This is a genomic window from Mycobacterium sp. E1386, assembly GCF_001672745.1.
Classification (GTDB): domain Bacteria; phylum Actinomycetota; class Actinomycetes; order Mycobacteriales; family Mycobacteriaceae; genus Mycobacterium.
In genome coordinates, this window is the sequence record NZ_LZKH01000016.1 from 1 (window position 1) to 20,161 (window position 20,161).

Below are 20,161 nucleotides of genomic sequence, written 5' to 3' on the forward strand. Positions count from 1 at the left end.
ACCGCGAGCGTCTGACCGCGGTGATGCTCGCGCCGAACCAGCGCGGGCTGGTGTCGAAAGCCGCGGCGGTGCTGGCGGTGAACTCCCTGCGAATCCATTCGGCGTTGGCCAACATTCACGACGGCGTGGCGATCGTGGAGTTCGTCGTGTCTCCGGTGTTCGGCTCGCCGCCCGAATCAGGCTTGCTGCGCCAGCACCGCCGCGGCTTTCGACACCAGCCCGCGCTGGTTCGGCGCGAGCATCACCGCGGTCAGACGCTCGCGGTCGCCGGGGTGCAGCTCCACGTGCACACCGCGGCCGGCCGCCAGCGAAAGATAGTGGGGCGCAATAGGTGCGGCCTCCGGGAGCGGCTCTCCCGCCATCACCAGCCGGCAGCGACGGACCAGGTCCTCGATCAACGACGCCTTCCAGTCGCTCCACACCCCAGGACCGGTGGCCTTCGAATCCGCCTCGGCCAGCGCGTGCAGGAGCTCGAGCAGTTGCGGGTCGCCGTGCAGGGCCGCGGCCACCGACTCGATGGTCTTGGGATCGTTGAGATCGCTTCGGGTCGCCGTTATCGGCAGCAGGAGATGGTGGCGGACCATGCCCGCGAGCGTGTCGGTGTCCTGCGCCGACAGCCCCAGCCGGTCGCCGATCGGGATGGTCAATTCCGCGCCGAGCACACAGTGGTCCGTGCCGCGTCCCTTGCCGATGTCGTGCAGCAGCGCGCCGAGCGCGAGTAGGTCGGATCGCGCCACGCGGGTGGTGAGCGGGGCTGCGTTGACGGTGGTTTCGACGATGTGACGGTCGACGGTCCACTTGTGCGAGACGTCGCGCGGCGGAAGGTCGCGCACCGCTTCCCATTCCGGGAAGAGGCGGCCCCACAGGCCGGTGCGGTCCAGCGACTCGATCGTGTTCACCGCCGTGGGCCCGGCCAGCAGCACGACCAGCAGGTCGTCCAGCGCCTCCCGCGGCCATGGCGACGGCAAGTCCGGGACACTGTCGGCGAGTCGTTTGAGCGTGCCGGCGCCGATCGGCAGGCCGGTGTCCGCCGACGCGGCCGCGACTCGCAACACCAACCCGGCGTCGGTTTGGGGTTGGGCGTCGCGGGCGAGCACCACCTCGCCGTCGTACTCGACCACCCCCTCGTCCAGCGGTCGCCGCTTCGGGCGCCGCACCAAGGCGGTGAGGCCGCGTCGGGGCAGCGCGTTCTGCGCGGTCCGCAGGCCGGTTTCGGCGTGGTAGGCGATGGTGCGGCTGACGCTGGAGAGCATGCGGGACAACGCAAATCGGTCCCCGACGCCCAACGCGGCGCTGACCTCGTCGGCGAACTGCGCCAGCAGTTGATCGAGTCCGCGCTTGGACACCCGGTGCAGTTCGGTGCGGACATCGAGCAACGTGAGGTACGCGGCGTTCAGGGATCCGCCGGGCGCGTCCGGATGACCCATGCCGTGGCGGTCGATCAGCTGCGCGACGCCCAGCGCGCCGAGCAGTTGGACGTCGCGCAGCCCGCCGCGCCCCGATTTCAGGTCCGGTTCGGCCCGCTGCGCGATGCGCCAACACCGTTGCCAGCGTTCATATGTCATGGCGACGAGCTCGTCCATGCGGGACCGGATTGCGCTGCGCCACTGGCGCCGCGCCCCGTCGATCAACTCCGCCGACAGCCGCTCGTCCCCGGCGATGTGGCGGGCGTCCAGCATGCCCAGCGCGGCCACCAGGTCGCTGTTGGCGACGCCGAGGGCGCCCGATACCGTCCGCACGCTGTGGTCGAGCCGAACGTTGGCGTCCCACAGCGGATACCACAATCCGTCGGCGACCCGCTGCAACTCCGCGTCAGACTTGTTGTCGTGCAACAGCATCAGGTCGAGATCCGAATACGGCAGCAGCTCGCGGCGGCCGAGGCCACCGACTCCGACGATCGCGAAACCGCTGTCATCGGCGATGCCTATCTCGTCGGCCTTGGCGACCAGCCAGGATTCGTGAAGCTCCAGCCAGGCTTTCCGGAGCTCCGCGGCGCCGAGGTGACTGCCCTCTGACAGCAGTTGGCGCCGCGAGGCAGCCAAATCGGCTGCCCCGCCGGCGCTTCCTGTCCCCGCTTCAGATGACCTGTCGGGTGGGCTTGTCATGCCCTCCCGGCCCGGTTCAGCGATGTGTGGCTACGGTCAGAGGGCATCGGTTCCGCGTTCACCCGTGCGGACACGCACAATGGTTTCCACGGGGGTGACCCAGACCTTGCCGTCACCGATCTTGCCGGTGCGCGCCGCCCGGACGATGCTGTCCACGACCTTGTCCACGATGGAATCGTCGACCACGACCTCGATTCGCACCTTCGGCACGAAATCCACCGAGTATTCAGCACCCCGGTAAACCTCGGTGTGGCCCTTCTGCCGCCCGTACCCCTGAATTTCGCTGACCGTCATGCCCAGGACGCCCGCGTCCTCGAGGCTGGTCTTCACGTCATCGAGGGTGAACGGCTTCACAATTGCGGTGACTAGCTTCATGCCTGCTCTGCCTCCACCTTGTCGCCCACTCGGTCCTCCTCCAGGCCGTTGCGGTCATCCACCGGAATCCGCGCCGCCGGGAGAACGGACCCCTGCCCACCGATCGTCCCGAAATCGTACGCGCTCTCCGCGTGCTCGGACTCGTCGATGCCGGTTGATTCTTCTTCGGCAGGGACACGCAACCCGATCGTGTACTTGAGGATCAAGGCCAAGATCAGCGTGACGATGCCGGAGTAGAACAGTACCGCGAAGGCGCCGACGGCCTGGCGTTCCAGCTGGGCCCAGCCGCCGCCGTAGAACAACCCCTTCGACACCCCTGCGACACCGTTGATCGCCGTGGATTCCGGCGCGGCGAGCAGGCCGACCAGCAAAGTGCCCGCCAGACCGCCGATCATGTGCACCCCGACCACGTCGAGCGAGTCGTCGAAGCCGAACTTGAACTTCAGCCCGACCGCCAGCGCGCACACCACTCCGGCCACCGCGCCGACGACGATCGCACCCAGCACGTTGACCGACGAGCAGGACGGCGTGATCGCCACCAGCCCCGCGACGATGCCGGACGCCGCTCCCAGCGTCGTGGGCTTCCCGTCGCGGATGCGCTCCGTCAGCAGCCACGCGAGCATGGCCGTGGCGGTGGCGACTGTGGTGGTCATGAAGGTCGCACCGGCGGAGCCGTTCGAGGTGGTCGCCGAGCCGGCGTTGAACCCGAACCAGCCGAACCACAGCAAGCCGGCGCCCAGCATCACGAAAGGCAGGTTGTGCGGCCGGAACAGCGTGGTGGGCCACCCGCGGCGCTTGCCCAGGACGATCGCCAGCGCCAGGCCGGCCACACCGGAGTTGATGTGGACCGCTGTCCCTCCGGCGAAGTCGATGGCGTGCAGCTTGTTGTTGATCCACCCGCCGTGCTCGGACGCGAAGCCGTCGGCGGCGAACACCCAGTGCGCGACGGGGAAGTAGACCAGCGTCGCCCACAGCCCGGCGAACACCAGCCAGGCGGTGAACTTGAGGCGATCGGCCACCGCGCCCGAGATCAGCGCGACGGTGATGATCGCGAACATCAGCTGGAAGGCCACGAACACGGTAGCGGGCATGGTGCCGGCCAGCGGGATGTCGACCTGCGTGACGCCCTTGCTCGGGTCCGCCTTGACGGCGTTGCCGCCGATAAGTTTTGCCAGGCCCCAGTAATCGGTCGGATTTCCTACGACACCGCCCCGGTCGTCACCGAACGACATCGAGTAGCCGTAGAGCACCCAGAGCACGGTCACCACGCCCATGGCGCTGATGCTCATCATGATCATGTTGAGCACGCTTCTGGTGCGCACCATGCCGCCGTAGAAGAACGCAAGACCCGGCGTCATCAACAGCACTAGCGCGGAACTCGCCAACATCCAGGCGGTATCGCCTGTGTCTGGTTGGCCCAATTGCGGGAATGCCACTCGCTCACCTCCGGTCGGACATGAATGGCCGTCAGGCGACGCCTGTGGCCTGCGAGAACCATGCGCAATGGTTGTTTCCGCAGTGGGGCCACCGTGTTTCGGCGGTATTAACGTCCCGATCGCCGTGTAAGGGGTTTCAGCCGAGCAGGGCGTCGACGAAGGCGCCCGGCTCGAACGGCGCCAGATCGTCGGGACCTTCCCCGAGCCCGACCAGTTTCACCGGCACCCCGAGCTCTTGTTGGACGCGGAATACGATGCCGCCCTTGGCCGTACCGTCCAGCTTGGTCAGCACGGCGCCGGTGATCTCGACGACCTCGGCGAACACCCGCGCCTGGGCCAGCCCGTTCTGCCCGATGGTGGCGTCGAGCACCAGCAGCACCTCGTCGACCGCGGCGCGTCGGGTAACCACGCGCTTGACCTTGTCGAGCTCGTCCATCAGCCCGACCTTGGTGTGCAGCCGGCCGGCGGTGTCGATGAGCACCACGTCGGCGCCCGAGGCGATGCCCTTGTCGACGGCGTCGAACGCCACCGACGCCGGGTCGGCGCCTTCGGGCCCGCGCACCACCTCCGCGCCCACCCGGGACGCCCAGGTTTGCAGTTGATCGGCCGCCGCGGCCCGGAAGGTGTCGGCGGCGCCGAGCACCACGCGACGCCCGTCGGCCACCAACACCCGGGCCAATTTCCCTACGGTGGTGGTCTTCCCGGTGCCATTGACGCCGACGACCAGCAGCACCGACGGGTGATCATCGTGCGGCAGCGCGCGGATCGAGCGGTCCATGTCGGGGTGCAGCTCGCGGATCAGCACGTCGCGCAGCACGGCCTTCGCGTCGGCCTCGGTGCGCACGGCGCTGCCGGCCAGGCGGGCGCGCAGCTGCGTCATCACCGACTCGGTGACCACCGGGCCGAGGTCGGCGACCAGCAGGGTGTCCTCGACGTCCTGCCAGGCGTCTTCGTCCAGGTCGCCGCCGCCGATCAGGCCCAGCACGCTGCGTCCCAACGCGTTCTGCGACCTGGCCAGCCGGCCGCGAAGGCGCTCGAGGCGGCCCTCGGGCGGCGCGATGGCCTCGATCTCGGGGGCCGTTGGCGCCGGCTCGGGGGCGGGCGGCTGCGGGGGCGCCGGTGCTACCGGCGGCGGGGGCGGGGTCTCCAGGGTCTCCGGTTCGGGGAGTTCGACCTCCGAAATGGTGCGCCGCGGTGCGTCGCGAGGAATGGTGGCGTCGTCGCCTACCGCGGGCAGGCCGGTGGTGTCGAGCCGATCGGCCCCCAAATCGGCCCTTGTGGTTTGGCTGAAGGTGATGCCCGACGACGCGGTGTAGCCGCCCGACCGGTCGATCGCGCCGGGTTCCGGCTTGGCCGTGAAGCTGATCCGCCGGCGGCGGTACCGCACCAGGCCCAGGACCAGCGCCGTGATGACAACCAGGACAGCGACGACCGCGATGGCGATCCAAAGACCTTGGGACACGCTGACATTGTTTCAGCCGCGGGAGAGCGAGCCCCCGGCGCGGGTGCTAGGAACTCGAGACCAGCTGCTCCACCTGCTGCCCGCGCATCCGCTGTGAGATGACCGCGGTGATGCCGTCGCCCTGCATGGTGACGCCGTACAGCGCGTCGGCGACCTCCATCGTCGGCTTCTGGTGCGTGATGATGATCAGCTGCGACCGGGCCCGTAGCAGCTCGAACAGGCTGATCAGCCGGCGCAGGTTGGTGTCGTCGAGCGCGGCCTCCACCTCGTCCATGATGTAGAACGGCGACGGGCGGGCGCGGAAGATGGCCACCAGCATCGCCACCGCGGTCAGCGCCTTTTCGCCACCGGACAGCAACGAGAGCCGGGTGATCTTCTTGCCGGGCGGACGGGCCTCCACCTCGATGCCGGTCGTGAGCATGTCGTCCGGATCGGTGAGTCGCAGCCTGCCCTCGCCGCCGGGGAACAGCACGGTGAAGACTTCGGAGAATTCGCGTTCCACGTCGGTGAAGGCGTCGCTGAACACCTGCAGGATGCGGGCATCGACGTCGGCGACGACGTCGAGCAGGTCCTTGCGGGCCGCCTTGACGTCCTCGAGTTGCGTGGACAGGAAGTTGTAGCGCTCCTCCAGTGCGGCGAACTCCTCCAGCGCCAGCGGGTTGACCCGGCCCAGCTCCGCCAGTTCCCGCTCGGCGCGTTTGGCCCGCCGCTCCTGGGTGGCCCGGTCATACGGCATCGGGGCGGGCGCGACCACTTGCTCACCGCGTTCCCGGGCCTGCTCGAATTCCGCCATCTCGAGCTCGGTCGGCGGCAGGGCCACGTCCGGTCCGTACTCGGCGATCAGGTCGGACGGCGCCATCCCGAACTGCTCGAGCACCATCTGCTCGAGTTGCTCGATGCGCATGGCCGCCTGCGCGTTGGCCACCTCGTCTCGGTGCAGCGAGTCGGTGAGGGTTGCCACCCGGGCGCTCAACGCGTTGACCTCTTCGCGCACCGCCGCCATCGCGGTCGCGCGCTCCTGGCGTTCGGCCGCCAACGCGTCGCGGATCTTCGACGCCGCGGCGACCACCCCGTCCAGCCGCTGCGCCAGCAGGCGGCCGGCGTCGGCCACCGCGGCGGCGACGGCGGCCGCACGCAGCCGCGCCTCGCGAGCCTGTTGAGCCCGCACCCGCGCCTCGCGTTCGGCGGCCGCGGCACGGCGCAGCGAATCCGCGCGCCCGCGCACCGCATTGGCCCGCTCCTCGGCGGTCCGCACCGCCAGCCGGGCCTCCACCTCGGCGCTGCGGGCGGCCTCCGCGGCGGCGGCGATCCGCTGACGGACCTCCGCATGGCTGGGTTCTTCCGCGTCCACGTGCTGCGTCTCTTGAGCGTTGCGCAGCCGGTTTTCCAGTTCGGTGACTTCCTCGAGCGTCTGCGCGCGGCCGGATTCGAGCTCCTCGCGCTGCCGCAGCAGCCTGTTCCACTCGTCTTCGGTCGTGCGCGCTTCCTGCCCAAGCCGGCCCAGCTGCTCGTACATCGCCGAGATCGCGGTGTCGGACTCGTTGAGCGCGGCCAGTGCCTGCTCGGCGGAGTCCTGGCGGGCGGCCTGCTCGGTCAGCGCGCCGGAGAGCGCCGCGGTCAGCTGGGCGACCTGCGCTTCCGCGGCGGCCAGCTCGCTGCCGGCCTTGTCGATTTCCGAAGTGACCTCGAGCGTGGACAACTTGCGGTCGGAGCCCCCGCTCACCCAGCCCGCGCCCACCAGGTCGCCGTCGAGGGTGACCGCGCGCAACTGCGGTCGCGCCGCGACCAGTTCGAGCGCCTGATCCAGGTCGTCGACCACCGCGACCCCCGAGAGCATCGCCGTGATGGCGCCGCGCAGCCGCACGGGCACTTCGATCAGGTCCAGCGCCCACAGGGCGGCGCCCGGCAGGGTGTCGCGCGCCGCGGGGTGGTCGGCGGGCCAGTCACCGAGCACCAGCGCCGCGCGGCCGCCGTCGGCCTGTTTGAGGGCGGCGACGGCGGACCGGGCCGCGCCGAAGCTATCGGCGGCCAGCGCGTCGGCCGCCGATCCCAGCACCGCGGCCAGCGCCGCCTCATAGCCGGGGCGGACCTTGACCAGCTTGGCGATCGGCCCGAAAAGCCCTGCCTGAGAGTGGTTTTCGGTGAGCCAGGCCGCGCCGTCCTTGCGCTCCAGCCCGACCGACAGCGCGTCGATGCGGGCCCGCAGCGAGGCCACCCGGCGTTCGGCGTCACGTTCGGCGGATTGCAGTTCGGCGACGCGCGCGTCGGCCGACCGCAACGCGGCCACGGTGCGCTCGTGGTGCTCGTCCAGGCCCACCTCGCCCTGGTCGAGTTCGCCGACGCGTCCCTGCACGGTTTCGAATTCCGCCTTGGACTGCTGCGCGCGGGCGGCGGCCTGTTCGATGCGTTCGGACAGCCGCGCGACGCTGTCGTCGATCGATTCGACGCGCGCCCGCATGGTCTCCACCTGACCGGCCAGCCGCGCCAGGCCCTCCCGGCGGTCCGCCTCGGCCCGCACCGCAGCCAGGTGGGCCCGGTCGGCCTCGGCGGCCTCGCGTTCACGCTCGCCCAGTTCGGCCCGGGCGGCATCGAGCCGCGTGCGTGTCTCGGCCAATTCGGCCAGCAGCTGCCGCTCGGCGACGGCCACCCGCTCGGCCTCGGCTTCCAGCTCTTCAGGCTTTCTGGGGTCGTTGTCGCTGGGCGGCGCCGGTTCCACATCGAGATGCTGGGCGCGTTCGCTGGCGATGCGGACCGTCGCGGCGACCCGTTCGGCCAGCGCGGACAGCCCGAACCAGGTGTGCTGGACGGATTCGGCGCGCACCGACAGTTCGCCCACCGCCGCCTCGTGCGCGGTCAGCTCCTCGGACGCCAGGGCCAGGCGGGCGGCGGCCTCGTCGTGCTCGCGGCGGATGGCGGCCTCGGCCTCGAAGATGGCGTCGCGCTGCACCTGGCGGCTGACCAGGTCGTCGGCGGCCAGCCGCAACCGGGCGTCACGCAGGTCGGCCTGGATGGTCTGGGCGCGACGGGCCACCTCGGCCTGGCGGCCCAGCGGTTTGAGCTGGCGGCGCAGCTCGGTGGTCAGGTCGGTGAGCCGGGCCAGGTTGGCCGACATCGCGTCGAGTTTGCGGAGCGCCTTCTCCTTGCGCTTGCGGTGCTTGAGCACACCGGCGGCCTCTTCGATGAAGGCGCGCCGGTCTTCGGGTCGCGACTGCAGGATCTCGTCGAGCTTGCCCTGCCCCACGATGACGTGCATCTCACGGCCGATCCCGGAATCGCTCAGCAGCTCTTGCACATCCATCAAACGGCAACTGGCACCGTTGATTTCGTATTCGCTGGCGCCGTCACGGAACATGCGCCGGGTGATCGACACCTCCGAGTATTCGATCGGCAGCGCGTTGTCGGAGTTGTCGATGGTGACGGTGACTTCGGCGCGGCCCAGTGGGGCACGCGACGAGGTGCCGGCGAAGATGACGTCTTCCATCTTGCCGCCGCGCAGGGTCTTTGCTCCCTGCTCCCCCATCACCCAGGCCAGGGCGTCGACGACGTTGGATTTACCGGAACCGTTGGGCCCGACGACCGCGGTGATGCCCGGCTCGAAACGCAGAGTCGTCGGCGATGCGAAGGACTTGAAGCCCTTCAGCGTCAGACTCTTGAGGTACACGGCGAGCCAGACTACCGCTCAAATCGCCCGTGCTGCCCGCACCGCGGGGTGTCGCCGGGGTCGAAATACGGCCGCTGAACACAGTCGACGCACTGGCCACAGTGACCACATCAGTCACGGGAACGGAAGCGATGCTGGGCGCTGCGACGCGATAGCGCCGGCGCTATCACGGCGTCAGCGCTCGACGAAGCCTTCGTATCGTTCCTGCGGCTGCGACCAGTCGGCGACGACCTTCTCGACATGGCCCGGCCGGGACGGCCACGACTCGCCGCCTTCCAGCAGCGCCAGGAGCTTCTCGCCGGCCTCTCGCGGCCCCTGAGCGACCACCAGGACGCGGCCGTCGGCCTGGTTGGCCGCATAGCCGGTGAGCCCGAGCTCGAGCGCCCGGGAGCGCGTCCACCAGCGAAAGCCGACTCCCTGGACCGTCCCGTGCACCCAGGCGGTGAGCCGGACGTCAGGATCCGACATCGGCGACCTTGAAGTTCACCTGCGTGCCGGCTTTCAGCGTGCGCCCCACGGTGCAGACCAGGTCGATCGCCCGCTCGACGACCACCAGCAGCCGCTCCTTCTCCTCCGCGGAGAGTCCGGACAGGTCGAGTTCGAGCGTCTCTTCCAGCATCGGGTAGACCTCGCGTTCGCGGTCGGCGTCACCGGACACCCTGACCACCGCTTTGTAGTCGTCGCCGAGCCGGCGGGCGAGCGGCTGGTCGCTGGACATCCCGCTGCACGCGCCGAGGGCGATCTTCAGCAGCTCGCCGGGGGTGAACACGCCCTCCACGTCCTCCGAGCCGATGAGGACCTGCGCACCGCGCGAGCTGTATCCGGTGTAACGGCGCGATCCCGTGCGCTCCACCCAGAGTTCGGTCATGCCCTACTTTTTACCGGGCGGTGCGTACCGTGCGCCGCGGGCATACTGCGTTTCATGGCCACCGTGGTCGCATTCCACGCACATCCGGACGACGAGGTAATCCTCACCGGAGGCACTATCGCTCGGGCGGCGGCAGGCGGGCATCGCGTGGTCGTCGTCAGCGCGACCGATGGGCGCGTGCACAACGCGGAAAGCGATTTCCGGCTGGACGAATTACGTTCGAGCGCAGACATTTTGGGGGCGCAGCGGGTTGAGTGCCTCGGCTATGCCGATAGCGGTTATGGCCCGGTGTTCTACCCGGATCCGCCCGGACGGGTCCGCTTCGGGCGAGCAAACGTCGAGGAGGCGGCGCAGCGGCTCGCCGCGATACTCAGCGAGGAAGACGCGGACATCCTGCTCAGCTACGAGCCCAACGGCGGCTACGGCCACCGGGATCACGTGCAGGTGCATCACGTTGGCAAGCGGGGCGCCCAGCTCGCGGCGACCCCGCGTGTGCTGGAGGCGACGATGCCGCGCGAATTACTTGTCCGCGTCGGCCAGCTCGCCGGTCTGCTGCGGCTGCCGGCGCCCTACGAGCCGGACATTGCGCGCACCGCGTACGCGCCGCGGGCAAGCATCACCCATCGCATCGACGTCTTCGGGTTCGCGCGCCAGAAGCGAGACGCGTTCGCCGCCCACCGCTCGCAGATCGGCGATTCCAGTGTGGCCGCCCGTATGTACGGGGTCCTGCTTCGACTGCCGCCCCAGGCGTTCGGCGTGCTGTTTCCGCGCGAGTGGTTTGTCGACCCGGCCTTGCCCCCGGGGTCCGCCCGACGGGACATCTTCGACTGATCCGCCGTAGGCCCGCTCGAGTGGGCGTCAAACCCGCGGCCGCGGCTGACATTTCGGGCAGTAGAACGACGACCGGTTCATGAACTTCTCCCGCCGCATCACCGCGCCGCAGCGCCGGCAGTTCTGCCCCTCGCGGCCGTAGGCGTCCAGCGACCGGTCGAAGTAACCGGATTCACCGTTGACGTTGATGTACAGCGAGTCGAACGACGTCCCGCCTTGCGCCAGCGCGTCGCGCATCACGTCGGCCGCGGCGTCCAGGACGGCGGCCAGCTGGCGGCGGCTCAACCCGGCGGCGATCCGCGCGCCGTTGACCTTGGCCCGCCACAGCGCCTCGTCGGCATAGATGTTGCCGATGCCCGAAACCACCGTCTGGTCCAGGAGCTGTCGCTTGATCTCGGAATGCTTGCGCCGCAAGACATTAACGACAGCATCGCGGTCGAAGAGCGGGTCCAGCGGGTCGCGGGCGAGGTGCGCGACGGGGACCGGCACGACGCTGCCGTCCACGCTCACGAGGTCGGCAAGCATCCACCCACCGAAGGTGCGTTGGTCGGCGAAGCTCAGCACGGTCCCGTCGTCGAGCAGCGCGGAGATGCGGACGTGGTCGGCGCGCGGCACTTCCCCCAGCAGCATCTGCCCGCTCATGCCGAGGTGCACGACGAGCGCGGTGTCGGGCTGGTCCGGACCGTCGAGCAGCAGCCACAGGTACTTGCCCCGCCGATCGGTGCCGGTGATCCGGGCGTTGAGCAGCCGGGCGGTTAGATCGGCGGGCCCGGCCTCGTGGCGGCGCACGGCGCGCGGGTGGTGCACCCGAACGGCCGTGATCGTTTTGCCCACCACGCGGGCCTGCAAGCCGCGGCGCACGACCTCGACTTCGGGCAGCTCGGGCATCTAGTGATGATCGCAAGCGCGGCGAAGCCCGGCGAAACGGGTCATCACCAACACGTCAGGCGGACGACTGTCCCGCGGTGTCCAGCACTTCCAGCGCTTTCCAGGTGGCCGCCGCGGCCTTTTGCTCGGCTTCCTTCTTGGAGCGCCCCACCCCGGAGCCGTATTCGGTGTCCATCACGACGACGACGGCGGTGAATTCCTTGTCGTGGTCCGGGCCGGTGGAGGTGACGACGTAGGACGGCGCACCCATGCCGCGTGCCGCGGTCAGCTCCTGCAGGCTGGTCTTCCAGTCCAGCCCGGCGCCCAGGGTCGGCGCGGCGTCCAGCAGCGCGCCGAACAACCGCAGGATCACTTCGCGGGCCGTGTCGATGCCGTGCTGCAGGTAGATGGCGCCCAGCAGCGATTCCATGCCGTCGGCCAGGATGCTCGACTTGTCCGCGCCGCCGGTGTTGGCTTCCCCGCGCCCGAGGTAGAGGTGAACGCCCAGGCCGTCCGCGGACAGCTTGCGCGCGACATCGGCCAGCGCCTGAGTGTTGACGACGCTGGCCCGCAGCTTGGCCAGGTCGCCTTCCGAACGGTCGGGATGCCGATGGTAGAGCTCGTCGGTGACGGTCAGGCCGAGCACCGCGTCACCGAGGAATTCCAGGCGTTCGTTGGTCGGGAGCCCGCCGTGCTCGTAGGCGTAGCTGCGGTGCGTCAACGCGAGCGAGAGCAGTTCGTCGGGCAGCTCGACCCCGAGGGCATCGAGCAGGTCTTGCCGTGACGTCACTGCTCACCCCGCGGCGGCTCGGGGAACATTCCCGCCAGCTTGGCCCACCGCGGGTCGATGCGGTCGTGCTGATGGTCCGGCTCGGTCGCGAGGGCAACACCGCATTCGGGGCACAGCCCGGGGCAGTCGGCCGTGCACAGGGGCGCGAACGGCAGCTCCAGTCCGACGGCGTCGACGATCGACTGCTCGAGGTCGATGATGTCGTCGACGATGTGACCAACCTCGTCTTCCTCGGTGGTCGCCTCGGTCGTGCTGTCGGGGTAGGCGAACAGTTCGGTCAACCGGACCTGCACGTGCCCCTTGACCGGGGTCAGGCAACGGGAGCATTCGCCGGCGGTCGGCGCATCCACCGTGCCCGTCACCAATACGCCCTCGGAGACCGACTGAACTTGCAGGTCGAGTTCCAACGGAGCGCCCGCCTCGATCGCGATCATGTCCAGCCCGATGCGCGACGGCGCGGGTACAGCCTTCCGCAGGGTCACCATCGCCCCGGGGCGCCGCCCGAGCCGGGCGATGTCAATCGTCATCGGCGAGCTCAGATGGCGCTGCGAGGTGGTGCTGTGCTGCCGCGTCATATCAGAAATCCTACGGCCCGAACCGCATATTTCCAGGGCGCGGCGGCCCGGTTGACGCGCTAGCGCACCGCGTAGTCGTGCGTACCGGCCGCCGTCCGGAGTTGGTGACGACCGCGCCCGACCGAGCGCAGGGTGCCGTTGAGGAATTCCTCGAACTCGGCGAGCTTGTTGTCGACGTAGATGTCGCATTCACCGCGCAACCGATCGGCCTCGGCGTGCGCCGAGTCGATGAGGCGGGTGGCCTCGGCATTGGCCGCCTCCACCACGCTGTTCTGCGACACCAGTCGCTGCTGCTCCTTGATGCCCTCCTGCACGGCCTTCTCGTAGGAGATGTTGCCGTTCTCGAGCAGCCGGTCGGCCTCGGCCTGCGCCCGGCCGACGCTGGCCTCGTACTCGCGTTTGGCCGCCGTGGCGATGCGCATCGACTCCTCGCGCGCCTCGCCGACCATCCGCTCGCTGTGCTGGCGCGCCTCGCTCACCATGCGGTCGGCCTGCGCTTTCGCGTCAGACAACAGCCGGTCGGCCTCCGCGCGGGCGTGGTTGAGCATCGACTCCGACTCGGTGGTCGCCGAAGAAACCATGGAGTCGGCGTGCGACTTGGCGTCCTGCAGCATCGAGTCGCGCGCGTCGAGCACGTCCTGGGCGTCATCCAGCTCGCCGGGGATCGCATCCTTGATGTCGTCGATCAGTTCCAGCACGTCACCGCGCGGCACCACGCAGCCGGCCGTCATCGGAACGCCGCGTGCTTCTTCAACGATGGCGCTCAATTCGTCGAGCGCTTCAAAGACTCTGTACACGGCCATTTCCTCCTGGCGTCTGCAAAAACGTGTTGTTACCAGTGTGCCTGGTGTTGCCTTTGTGACAGCGGTGGCGAGGCGGTGTGTCGGACATTTGGCCGCGACAACGACGCAAAACACCGCAGAAACCCCGCCGCGGACTCGTGGTCATCGGTGAAATGCATCGAAACGCCCGTCCGTGCCGCCAAGTTTGGCCGCACCTGTTGCGGCCATTCTAGGGATCGCGGTGGCCCGAGGCGCTGGCCAGCGCACTTCGCAGCGCTTGACCAATACCCCGGGGGGGTATAAGTTTTGGGGGCCCAGCCAACCGACGGGGAGGATGAGAACTCGTGCTAGCAGCGGTCGGACACGCCTTGGCGGTGGCGGGGTCTATGACGTGGGAGATCCTCTGGGCGCTGATCCTGGGCTTTGCCCTTTCGGCGGTGGTGCAGGCGGTGGTGCGGCGCTCGACCATCGTGGCGCTGCTGGGCGACGACCGACCCCGCACCCTGGCGCTGGCCGCCGGCCTCGGCGCGGCATCGTCGTCATGCTCGTACGCCGCGGTGGCGTTGGCCCGATCCCTCTTCCGCAAAGGCGCCAGCTTCACCGCAGCCATGGCATTCGAGATCGGTTCCACCAACCTGGTGGTGGAACTGGGCATCATCCTGGCCCTGCTGATGGGCTGGCAGTTCACCGCCGCGGAGTTCGTCGGGGGCCCGCTGATGATCGTGGTGCTCGCCGTCTTGTTCCGGCTGTTCGTGCGCTCGCGCCTCATCGATGCCGCCCGCGAGCAGGCCGACCGCGGGATCGCCGGCTCGATGGAAGGCCATGCCGCCATGGACATGTCCATCAAGAAGCAGGGCCCGTTCGCTCGCCGGCTGTTTTCCGCGGAGGGCTTCACCTCCGTCTCACACGTCTTCGCGATGGAGTGGTTGGCGATCCTGCGCGACCTCGTGCTGGGCTTGTTGATCGCGGGGGCCATCGCGGCCTGGGTGCCCGAAAAGTTTTGGCAGGTCTTCTTTTTGGCCGACCACCCCGGATGGTCGGCGATTTGGGGACCCCTGGTGGGGCCGATCGTGGCCATCGCGTCGTTCGTCTGCTCGATCGGCAATGTCCCGCTCGCGGCGGTGCTCTGGAACGGGGGCATCAGTTTCGGCGGCGTGATCGCGTTCATCTATGCCGACCTGCTGATCGTGCCGATCCTGAACATCTACCGCAAGTACTACGGCACCAGGATGATGCTGACGCTGCTGGGCACCTTCTACGCCGCGATGGTCGCCGCGGGCTATCTGGTCGAGTTGCTCTTCGGCGCAACGAGTCTCATTCCGAAACAGCGCAACGCCACGGTTATGGAAGCGACGATTTCGTGGAACTATACGACCTGGCTCAACATCGCCTTCCTTGCCGTCGCGGCCGTTCTGGTGGTCCGGTTCGTCGCGACGGGCGGAGTCCCGATGGCGCGGATGATGGGCGGCTCCCCCGATGGCGGGCACGATCACGATCACGAGTGCCACTAGCTGTCGGCGCAAAGCGATTGCGCGAGTGTGCGTTTGCGGTGCAAAGCTTCAGGAGCGGCCGGCAAGCTTTTCGCGCAGGCGGCGATTGACCGGTTCGGGCAGTAGTTCCGAGACGTCGCCGCCCAACAGCGCAACCTCTTTGGCCAACGACGACGACACGAACGAATACCGGGGCGTCGTCGCGACGAAAAACGTGTCGACGCCGGCGATGTGCTTGTTCATCTGCGCCATCTGCAGCTCGTATTCGAAGTCGGTACCGGTGCGCAGGCCTTTCACGATGGCGGTCATCCCCTGCGACCTGACGAAGTCGACTACCAGGCCCTGCCCGGCCTCGACGCGCAGGTTGGGCAGATGCGTCGTCGACTCGTTGATCATCGCGATCCGCTCGTCGAGCTCGAACATCCCCTTCTTGGCGGGATTGGTCAGGATCGCCACCACCACCTCGTCGAACTGAGCCGCCGCCCGCTCGAAGACGTCGATGTGGCCCAACGTCACCGGATCAAACGACCCCGGGCATACCGCGCCACTCATGACGACAGACGGTACACGCCCGCCTCACAGTCGTTCGGCCATCTCCAAGCGGGTGTCGCCATACACGCGCGGCGACCACACGGACCAGCCGGCCGGCCAGGTCAACGGCGCGCCGGACGCCGGCCGCTCCACCACCGCCACGGTTCCGGCCGCTGCCCAGCCGTGGGCGTCCAAAGCGGCCAGCGCGGCTTCCACCTCGGCGGCCTCCACGCCGTAGGGCGGGTCGGCCAGAACGAGGTCGACCGGGCTCTCGGTCCCGGCCGCCAGGACGGTCGCGACCGCGCCGCGGCGGACCGCCGCGCCGGGCAAACCGAGCGCGTCGATGTTGCGTGCGATGACGGAAGCGCTGCGCTGATCCGATTCCACGAACAGCACCGAGGCGGCGCCACGCGACAGCGCCTCCAATCCCAGTGCGCCCGAACCGGCATAAAGGTCGAGCACCGCGACGCCGTTCAGTTCACGCCGCACGGTCAAGATGTTGAAAAGCGACTCACGCACGCGGTCGGTGGTCGGCCTGGTCCCTCGCGGCGGGACGGCGATGCGCCGGCCGCCCGCCACGCCGCCGATGATCCGGGTCACCCGCCAACACTTACAGCAACGTCGACCAATAGTCCCAAAACCGCGCCATGATCAGCAAAAACACCGCGGTGAACCACAGCGCGGCGATGGACCACCGCCATTGGTACAGCACCCACGCCACACCGCGTCCCCGGCGTTGCAGCGCCGGCCGGAACACGATCGACGCAACGACCACCAGGAGCGTCATGGTGGCCGCCCAGACCACCATGCAGTACGGGCACAAGGCGCCGATGCTGTACAGGCTTTCGTAGATCAGCCAGTGCACGAACGCCGCCCCGATCACCAGCCCGATCGTCAATCCGATCCAATACCATTGCGGCAGAGGCACTTTGGTCACGGCCAGCAACCCGGTGACGACGACTACGGTGAACGCCCCAAGGCCCAGCAGCGGATTGGGAAATCCCAGCACCGAAGCCTGCGGCGTGACCATCACCGAACCGCACGACAGGATCGGGTTGAAGTTGCACGACGGCACGTATGCCGGGTTGAGCAAAAGGTCGATCTTCTCCACGGTCAGCGTCGCGGAGGCCACCAAACCGATCACACCGGCGATCAGCACCCACCACGCGCTCGGCACCGGCACGCGCGCTTCGGGACCCGATTCCGGTGTCAGGCCGGCGGTTTGGGCTGACACCGGGGTGGTCACGTCGCCGCGGGGGTCGCGGCGCCGTCGATGCCCGGCACGTCGCCCACGATGCTCTTGATCTTCGCGACCAGCGCATCAGGCGTTGACGGGTCGTAATCGTCGCCGTTGATCTTGATGGTCGGCGTTGCGTTGATCTTCGCGGCCGCCGCCTCCCCCGTGACCTTGGCGATGTACTTGCCGCTGTTGATGCAATCGGGCACCTTGCCCACGACGCCGGCCTCGCGCGCGAGCTCGATCAACCGGGCGTTGTCGGGAAAGCTGGTGCCGCGTTCGCTGGGCTGGAGGTCGGTGGTGTAGAGCGCGGTGTGGAATCGGCGGAACGCGTCAATGGACTCGTCGGCCACGCACAGGGCCGCGGCGCCCGCCCGCGACGAATAATTCTGGTTCCTGGAGTTGTCGAGGATCGACACCATGGAGTAGTCGGCCGCAATGGCGCCGACGTCGATGAGCTTGGACACCGTCGGGCCGAAGGTGCGCTCGAAGTTGCCGCAGGCCGGGCAGAGGAAGTCCTCGTAGAACGTGACCACGGCCTTGGGGTTGCTCGTCCCGGGCTCGGTGACCAGCTTGCTCGACGTCACCCGCACCGTGTCGCCCGCGCCGATGGCGGCGGTCTTCTTGTGGTGCGTGACCACGATGTAAGAGACCAGCGCGACGAGGAAGATGACGACGACGGCGGTCCCGCCGATCTGAACGAGTCGGCCCGATTTACCGTCGGCGGCCTTCATGTCAAAGCGCGGGGGGCGTTTGGATTTGTCGGCCACAGTCTCCGTGATCCTTCGGTGCTCGGGGTGTCGTTCGTTGGTGGACGTCACTCGTTCGTGGGCGCCTCTAGATTACCGGCGGCGACCGCACAAAAGGTCAGACCCGGCTCAGGTGGGCCCGCAGCGCGGAAATCAATTCGGTGGTCGCGGACGCGCTACCGCCGCCGAGCTGGAACAGATTGGCGAAGCCGTGCGTCAGCGACCCCATGCACCGGAGATCGACGGCGGTCCCGGCGGCCTGCAGGGCCATCGCGTAGCTCTCGCCTTCGTCGCGCAATGGGTCGAAACCGGCGACCGCGATCAGCGCGGGCGCCAGCCCGGCCAGCGATTCGGCCAGCAGCGGCGAAACCTGCGGGTCCGCCCGGTCGATGCCCGAACGCCTGAGGTATTGCGACTCGAACCAATCGATGTCGCGCTTGGTCAGCAGGAATCCGCGGGCGAACAGGCCCATCGAACGGGTCTGCGCGGTGAAGTCGGTCCGCGGGTAGATCAGCCACTGCAGCACGGGGGCGGGGTCACCCTGGTCGCGCGCCCGTTGGCAGACGACGGCGGCCAGGTTGCCGCCCGCACTGTCGCCGCCGACCGCGACCCGGCCGGGCGCGGCGCCGAGTTCCCCGGCGTGGTCGTATGCCCAACTGAAGGCGGCGTAGGCGTCCTCGATCGCGGCCGGCGCCGGATGCTCGGGAGCCAGCCGGTAGTCGATCGACAGCACGTGGATGCCGGCGTCACGGCACGTCAGCCGGCACAGCGCGTCGTAGGAGTCCAGATCACCGATCGACCATCCGCCGCCGTGGTAGAAGACCAGCACGGGCGCGGACGCGCCGTTGGCGGGGCGGTAGTGCCGCGCCGGGATCTCGCCGGCGGGCCCGGGCAGCGATAGCTCCTCGACGTCGACGTGGATCTGCGGCCCGGGAAGCTCGAGCGACAGCTGGCGCATCTGAGCGCGCGACGCGCCCGGGTCGTCGTCGACGACCAGGCCGTCGATGCCGACGGCGCGCAGACCGGAGAGCATCAGCTGAAGCGTGGGGTCCAGCGTGTTGCCGTCGATGGTCACCGAGCGGCCACCGAACAACGCGCGCTTGGCGGGGGTCGGGATCCAGGGAATGACCTTGACACCGATCGTGGAGACCGCGCCCTGCATGCGACTGGCCAGGCGCATGGGCGTGTGCTTCACACCGAGGTGCAGGTCCGGCGCTGGCACGCTCTTGGTCATGGATACTCCCTCGAATAAAACGTCGTAACGCTCGACGACCGACGGGTGTCCGCTGCCCGCCGAACAGTGCCGTTGATGCCGGGCGCTGCACGACCGATAGGACGGTTGCCGGTTCCGGTGCGCCGTGTGACCAACACTACGGGTGACGATTATGCGAAACGCGGACCAGGTCCGATATCACTGCGCCCCTCCGCGGTGTTTGACGAGGTGGTACTTTGCAGCCCGGTAATATCGCGCCGATGGAATGGCGTCGATCTTCTCGCTCGATGACGACATCCGGTTTGGTCCACGAACGTTCAATTTCATAGGCAGGTGAATACATTGGCTGGCGAATCGGGCGTTGCCGTGCCCTCCATAGCTCTTAATGACGAAAACACGATGCCCGTCCTTGGTCTCGGCGTCGCGGATTTGTCGGAGGACGAGACCGAGCGCGCGGTCTCGGCTGCGCTGGAGATGGGTTGCCGGCTGATCGACACCGCCTCGGCCTACGGCAACGAAGCGGCCGTGGGCCGCGCGATCGCGGCCTCCGGGATTCCGCGTGCCGAACTATTCGTCACCACCAAACTCGCCACCGCCGACCACGGGTTCCTGCGATCCATGGAGGCCTGCAAGGAGAGCCTGGAGCGGCTGGGGCTCGATTATCTCGACCTGTACCTGATCCACTGGCCGGTCCCGTCACGCGGCGAGTACGTGAATTCCTTTGGCGGGCTGATCCAGTGCCGCGGGGACGGGCTCGCGCGTTCGATCGGCGTCTCGAACTTCACCGACGTTCACGTGACGGACGTCATCGACCTGAGCTTTGTGACCCCGGTCGTCAACCAGGTCGAGTTGCACCCGCTGCTCAACCAGGAAGCGCTGCGCAAGACCAACGCCGAACACAACGTGGTTACGCAGGCCTACACACCGCTCGCGCTCGGCAAGTTGAACGACAACCCGACGGTGACGTCCGTTGCCGGCGAGTACGGCAAGACGCCGGCGCAGGTGCTGCTGCGGTGGAACCTGCAGCTGGGCAACGCGGTCGTCTTCCGGTCCGCCAATCCCGAGCACATCGCCGGGAACCTCGACGTGTTCGACTTCGAGTTGGCCGCCGAGCACATGGACGCCATCAACGGGCTTAACGACGGCACCCGGCTGCGCCCGGATCCGAACACCTACGACGGCACCTGAC

At 68.5% G+C, this 20,161-nt stretch carries 18 protein-coding genes and 2 pseudogenes; 4 read left to right on the top strand and 16 right to left on the bottom strand.

Annotation, left to right across the window (positions count from 1 at the left end):
- Window positions 1-194 (top strand): annotated as a pseudogene (locus tag A5709_RS28605) (hypothetical protein); the annotation flags it as partial.
- Here the strand turns inward: A5709_RS28605 and A5709_RS01555 are convergent.
- From A5709_RS01555 to A5709_RS01585, 7 genes and pseudogenes are all read right to left on the bottom strand, one after another.
- A pseudogene (locus A5709_RS01555) lies at window positions 189-2,105 on the bottom strand ([protein-PII] uridylyltransferase); the annotation flags it as partial. The pseudogenes A5709_RS28605 and A5709_RS01555 overlap by 6 nt on opposite strands.
- 36 nt (window positions 2,106-2,141) lie before the next feature.
- On the bottom strand, window positions 2,142-2,480 hold the full coding sequence (gene glnB, locus A5709_RS01560) for a nitrogen regulatory protein P-II (protein ID WP_066952569.1): 339 nt from the start codon (window positions 2,478-2,480) through the stop codon (window positions 2,142-2,144).
- Window positions 2,477-3,868 (bottom strand): ammonium transporter, encoded by a 1,392-nt coding sequence (locus A5709_RS01565; protein ID WP_067944912.1) that lies wholly within the window; start codon window positions 3,866-3,868, stop codon window positions 2,477-2,479. Before A5709_RS01565 ends, glnB begins: the two co-directional genes overlap by 4 nt.
- Window positions 3,869-4,052: 184 nt before the next feature.
- Entirely contained in the window at window positions 4,053-5,378 is a 1,326-nt protein-coding gene (gene ftsY, locus A5709_RS01570; RefSeq protein ID WP_068117493.1) for a signal recognition particle-docking protein FtsY, read from the bottom strand.
- 46 nt (window positions 5,379-5,424) lie between these two features.
- Complete coding sequence (smc, locus tag A5709_RS01575; protein WP_068117497.1) at window positions 5,425-9,039, bottom strand: chromosome segregation protein SMC; 3,615 nt, start codon at window positions 9,037-9,039, stop codon at window positions 5,425-5,427.
- Between the two features lie 174 nt (window positions 9,040-9,213).
- A complete protein-coding gene (locus tag A5709_RS01580) occupies window positions 9,214-9,507 on the bottom strand; it encodes an acylphosphatase (protein WP_067951340.1) in 294 nt (97 codons plus the stop codon).
- A complete protein-coding gene (locus A5709_RS01585; RefSeq protein ID WP_067951339.1) occupies window positions 9,494-9,907 on the bottom strand; it encodes an OsmC family protein in 414 nt (137 codons plus the stop codon). Before A5709_RS01585 ends, A5709_RS01580 begins: the two co-directional genes overlap by 14 nt.
- Before the next feature lie 54 nt (window positions 9,908-9,961).
- On the opposite strand from A5709_RS01585, the gene A5709_RS01590 reads away from it, so the two are divergent.
- Window positions 9,962-10,738: a PIG-L deacetylase family protein gene (locus A5709_RS01590; protein WP_068011185.1), complete on the top strand. Its 777-nt coding sequence runs from the start codon at window positions 9,962-9,964 to the stop codon at window positions 10,736-10,738.
- Between the two features lie 27 nt (window positions 10,739-10,765).
- Here A5709_RS01590 and mutM read toward each other — a convergent pair whose 3' ends face one another.
- The 4 genes from mutM to sepIVA are packed head-to-tail and all read right to left on the bottom strand — an operon-like array spanning window position 10,766 to window position 13,767.
- Window positions 10,766-11,626: a DNA-formamidopyrimidine glycosylase gene (gene mutM, locus A5709_RS01595; protein WP_068117499.1), complete on the bottom strand. Its 861-nt coding sequence runs from the start codon at window positions 11,624-11,626 to the stop codon at window positions 10,766-10,768.
- Between the two features lie 55 nt (window positions 11,627-11,681).
- Window positions 11,682-12,395, bottom strand: a complete 714-nt coding sequence (rnc, locus tag A5709_RS01600) for a ribonuclease III (protein WP_068011183.1) — start codon at window positions 12,393-12,395, stop codon at window positions 11,682-11,684.
- A complete protein-coding gene (locus A5709_RS01605; protein WP_197520059.1) occupies window positions 12,392-12,970 on the bottom strand; it encodes a DUF177 domain-containing protein in 579 nt (192 codons plus the stop codon). The genes rnc and A5709_RS01605 overlap by 4 nt, the downstream gene beginning before the upstream one ends.
- A 59-nt stretch (window positions 12,971-13,029) precedes the next feature.
- Window positions 13,030-13,767, bottom strand: a complete 738-nt coding sequence (gene sepIVA, locus A5709_RS01610) for a cell division protein SepIVA (RefSeq protein WP_066952700.1) — start codon at window positions 13,765-13,767, stop codon at window positions 13,030-13,032.
- A 329-nt stretch (window positions 13,768-14,096) separates the two neighbouring features.
- Here sepIVA and A5709_RS01615 point away from each other — a divergent pair, with 329 nt between their 5' ends.
- On the top strand, window positions 14,097-15,263 hold the full coding sequence (locus A5709_RS01615; protein WP_082973745.1) for a permease: 1,167 nt from the start codon (window positions 14,097-14,099) through the stop codon (window positions 15,261-15,263).
- 48 nt (window positions 15,264-15,311) lie between these two features.
- Here the strand turns inward: A5709_RS01615 and coaD are convergent, their stop codons facing one another.
- The 5 genes from coaD to A5709_RS01640 all read right to left on the bottom strand — a co-directional run bounded on the left by coaD (window position 15,312) and on the right by A5709_RS01640 (window position 18,993).
- Window positions 15,312-15,794 (bottom strand): pantetheine-phosphate adenylyltransferase, encoded by a 483-nt coding sequence (gene coaD / locus A5709_RS01620; RefSeq protein WP_066952547.1) that lies wholly within the window; start codon window positions 15,792-15,794, stop codon window positions 15,312-15,314.
- 24 nt (window positions 15,795-15,818) lie between these two features.
- Window positions 15,819-16,373, bottom strand: coding sequence for a 16S rRNA (guanine(966)-N(2))-methyltransferase RsmD (rsmD, locus tag A5709_RS01625; protein ID WP_068117505.1), 555 nt, complete (start codon window positions 16,371-16,373; stop codon window positions 15,819-15,821).
- Between the two features lie 10 nt (window positions 16,374-16,383).
- Window positions 16,384-17,007: a vitamin K epoxide reductase family protein gene (locus A5709_RS01630; protein WP_197520060.1), complete on the bottom strand. Its 624-nt coding sequence runs from the start codon at window positions 17,005-17,007 to the stop codon at window positions 16,384-16,386.
- An 8-nt stretch (window positions 17,008-17,015) separates the two neighbouring features.
- A complete protein-coding gene (locus A5709_RS01635) occupies window positions 17,016-17,780 on the bottom strand; it encodes a DsbA family protein (protein WP_067951346.1) in 765 nt (254 codons plus the stop codon).
- 97 nt (window positions 17,781-17,877) lie between these two features.
- On the bottom strand, window positions 17,878-18,993 hold the full coding sequence (locus A5709_RS01640; protein ID WP_068117511.1) for an alpha/beta hydrolase: 1,116 nt from the start codon (window positions 18,991-18,993) through the stop codon (window positions 17,878-17,880).
- Window positions 18,994-19,314: 321 nt separating this feature from the next.
- On the opposite strand from A5709_RS01640, the gene A5709_RS01645 reads away from it, so the two are divergent.
- Complete coding sequence (locus tag A5709_RS01645) at window positions 19,315-20,160, top strand: aldo/keto reductase (RefSeq protein WP_156673308.1); 846 nt, start codon at window positions 19,315-19,317, stop codon at window positions 20,158-20,160.
- The last annotated feature ends 1 nt before the right edge of the window (window position 20,161 follow it).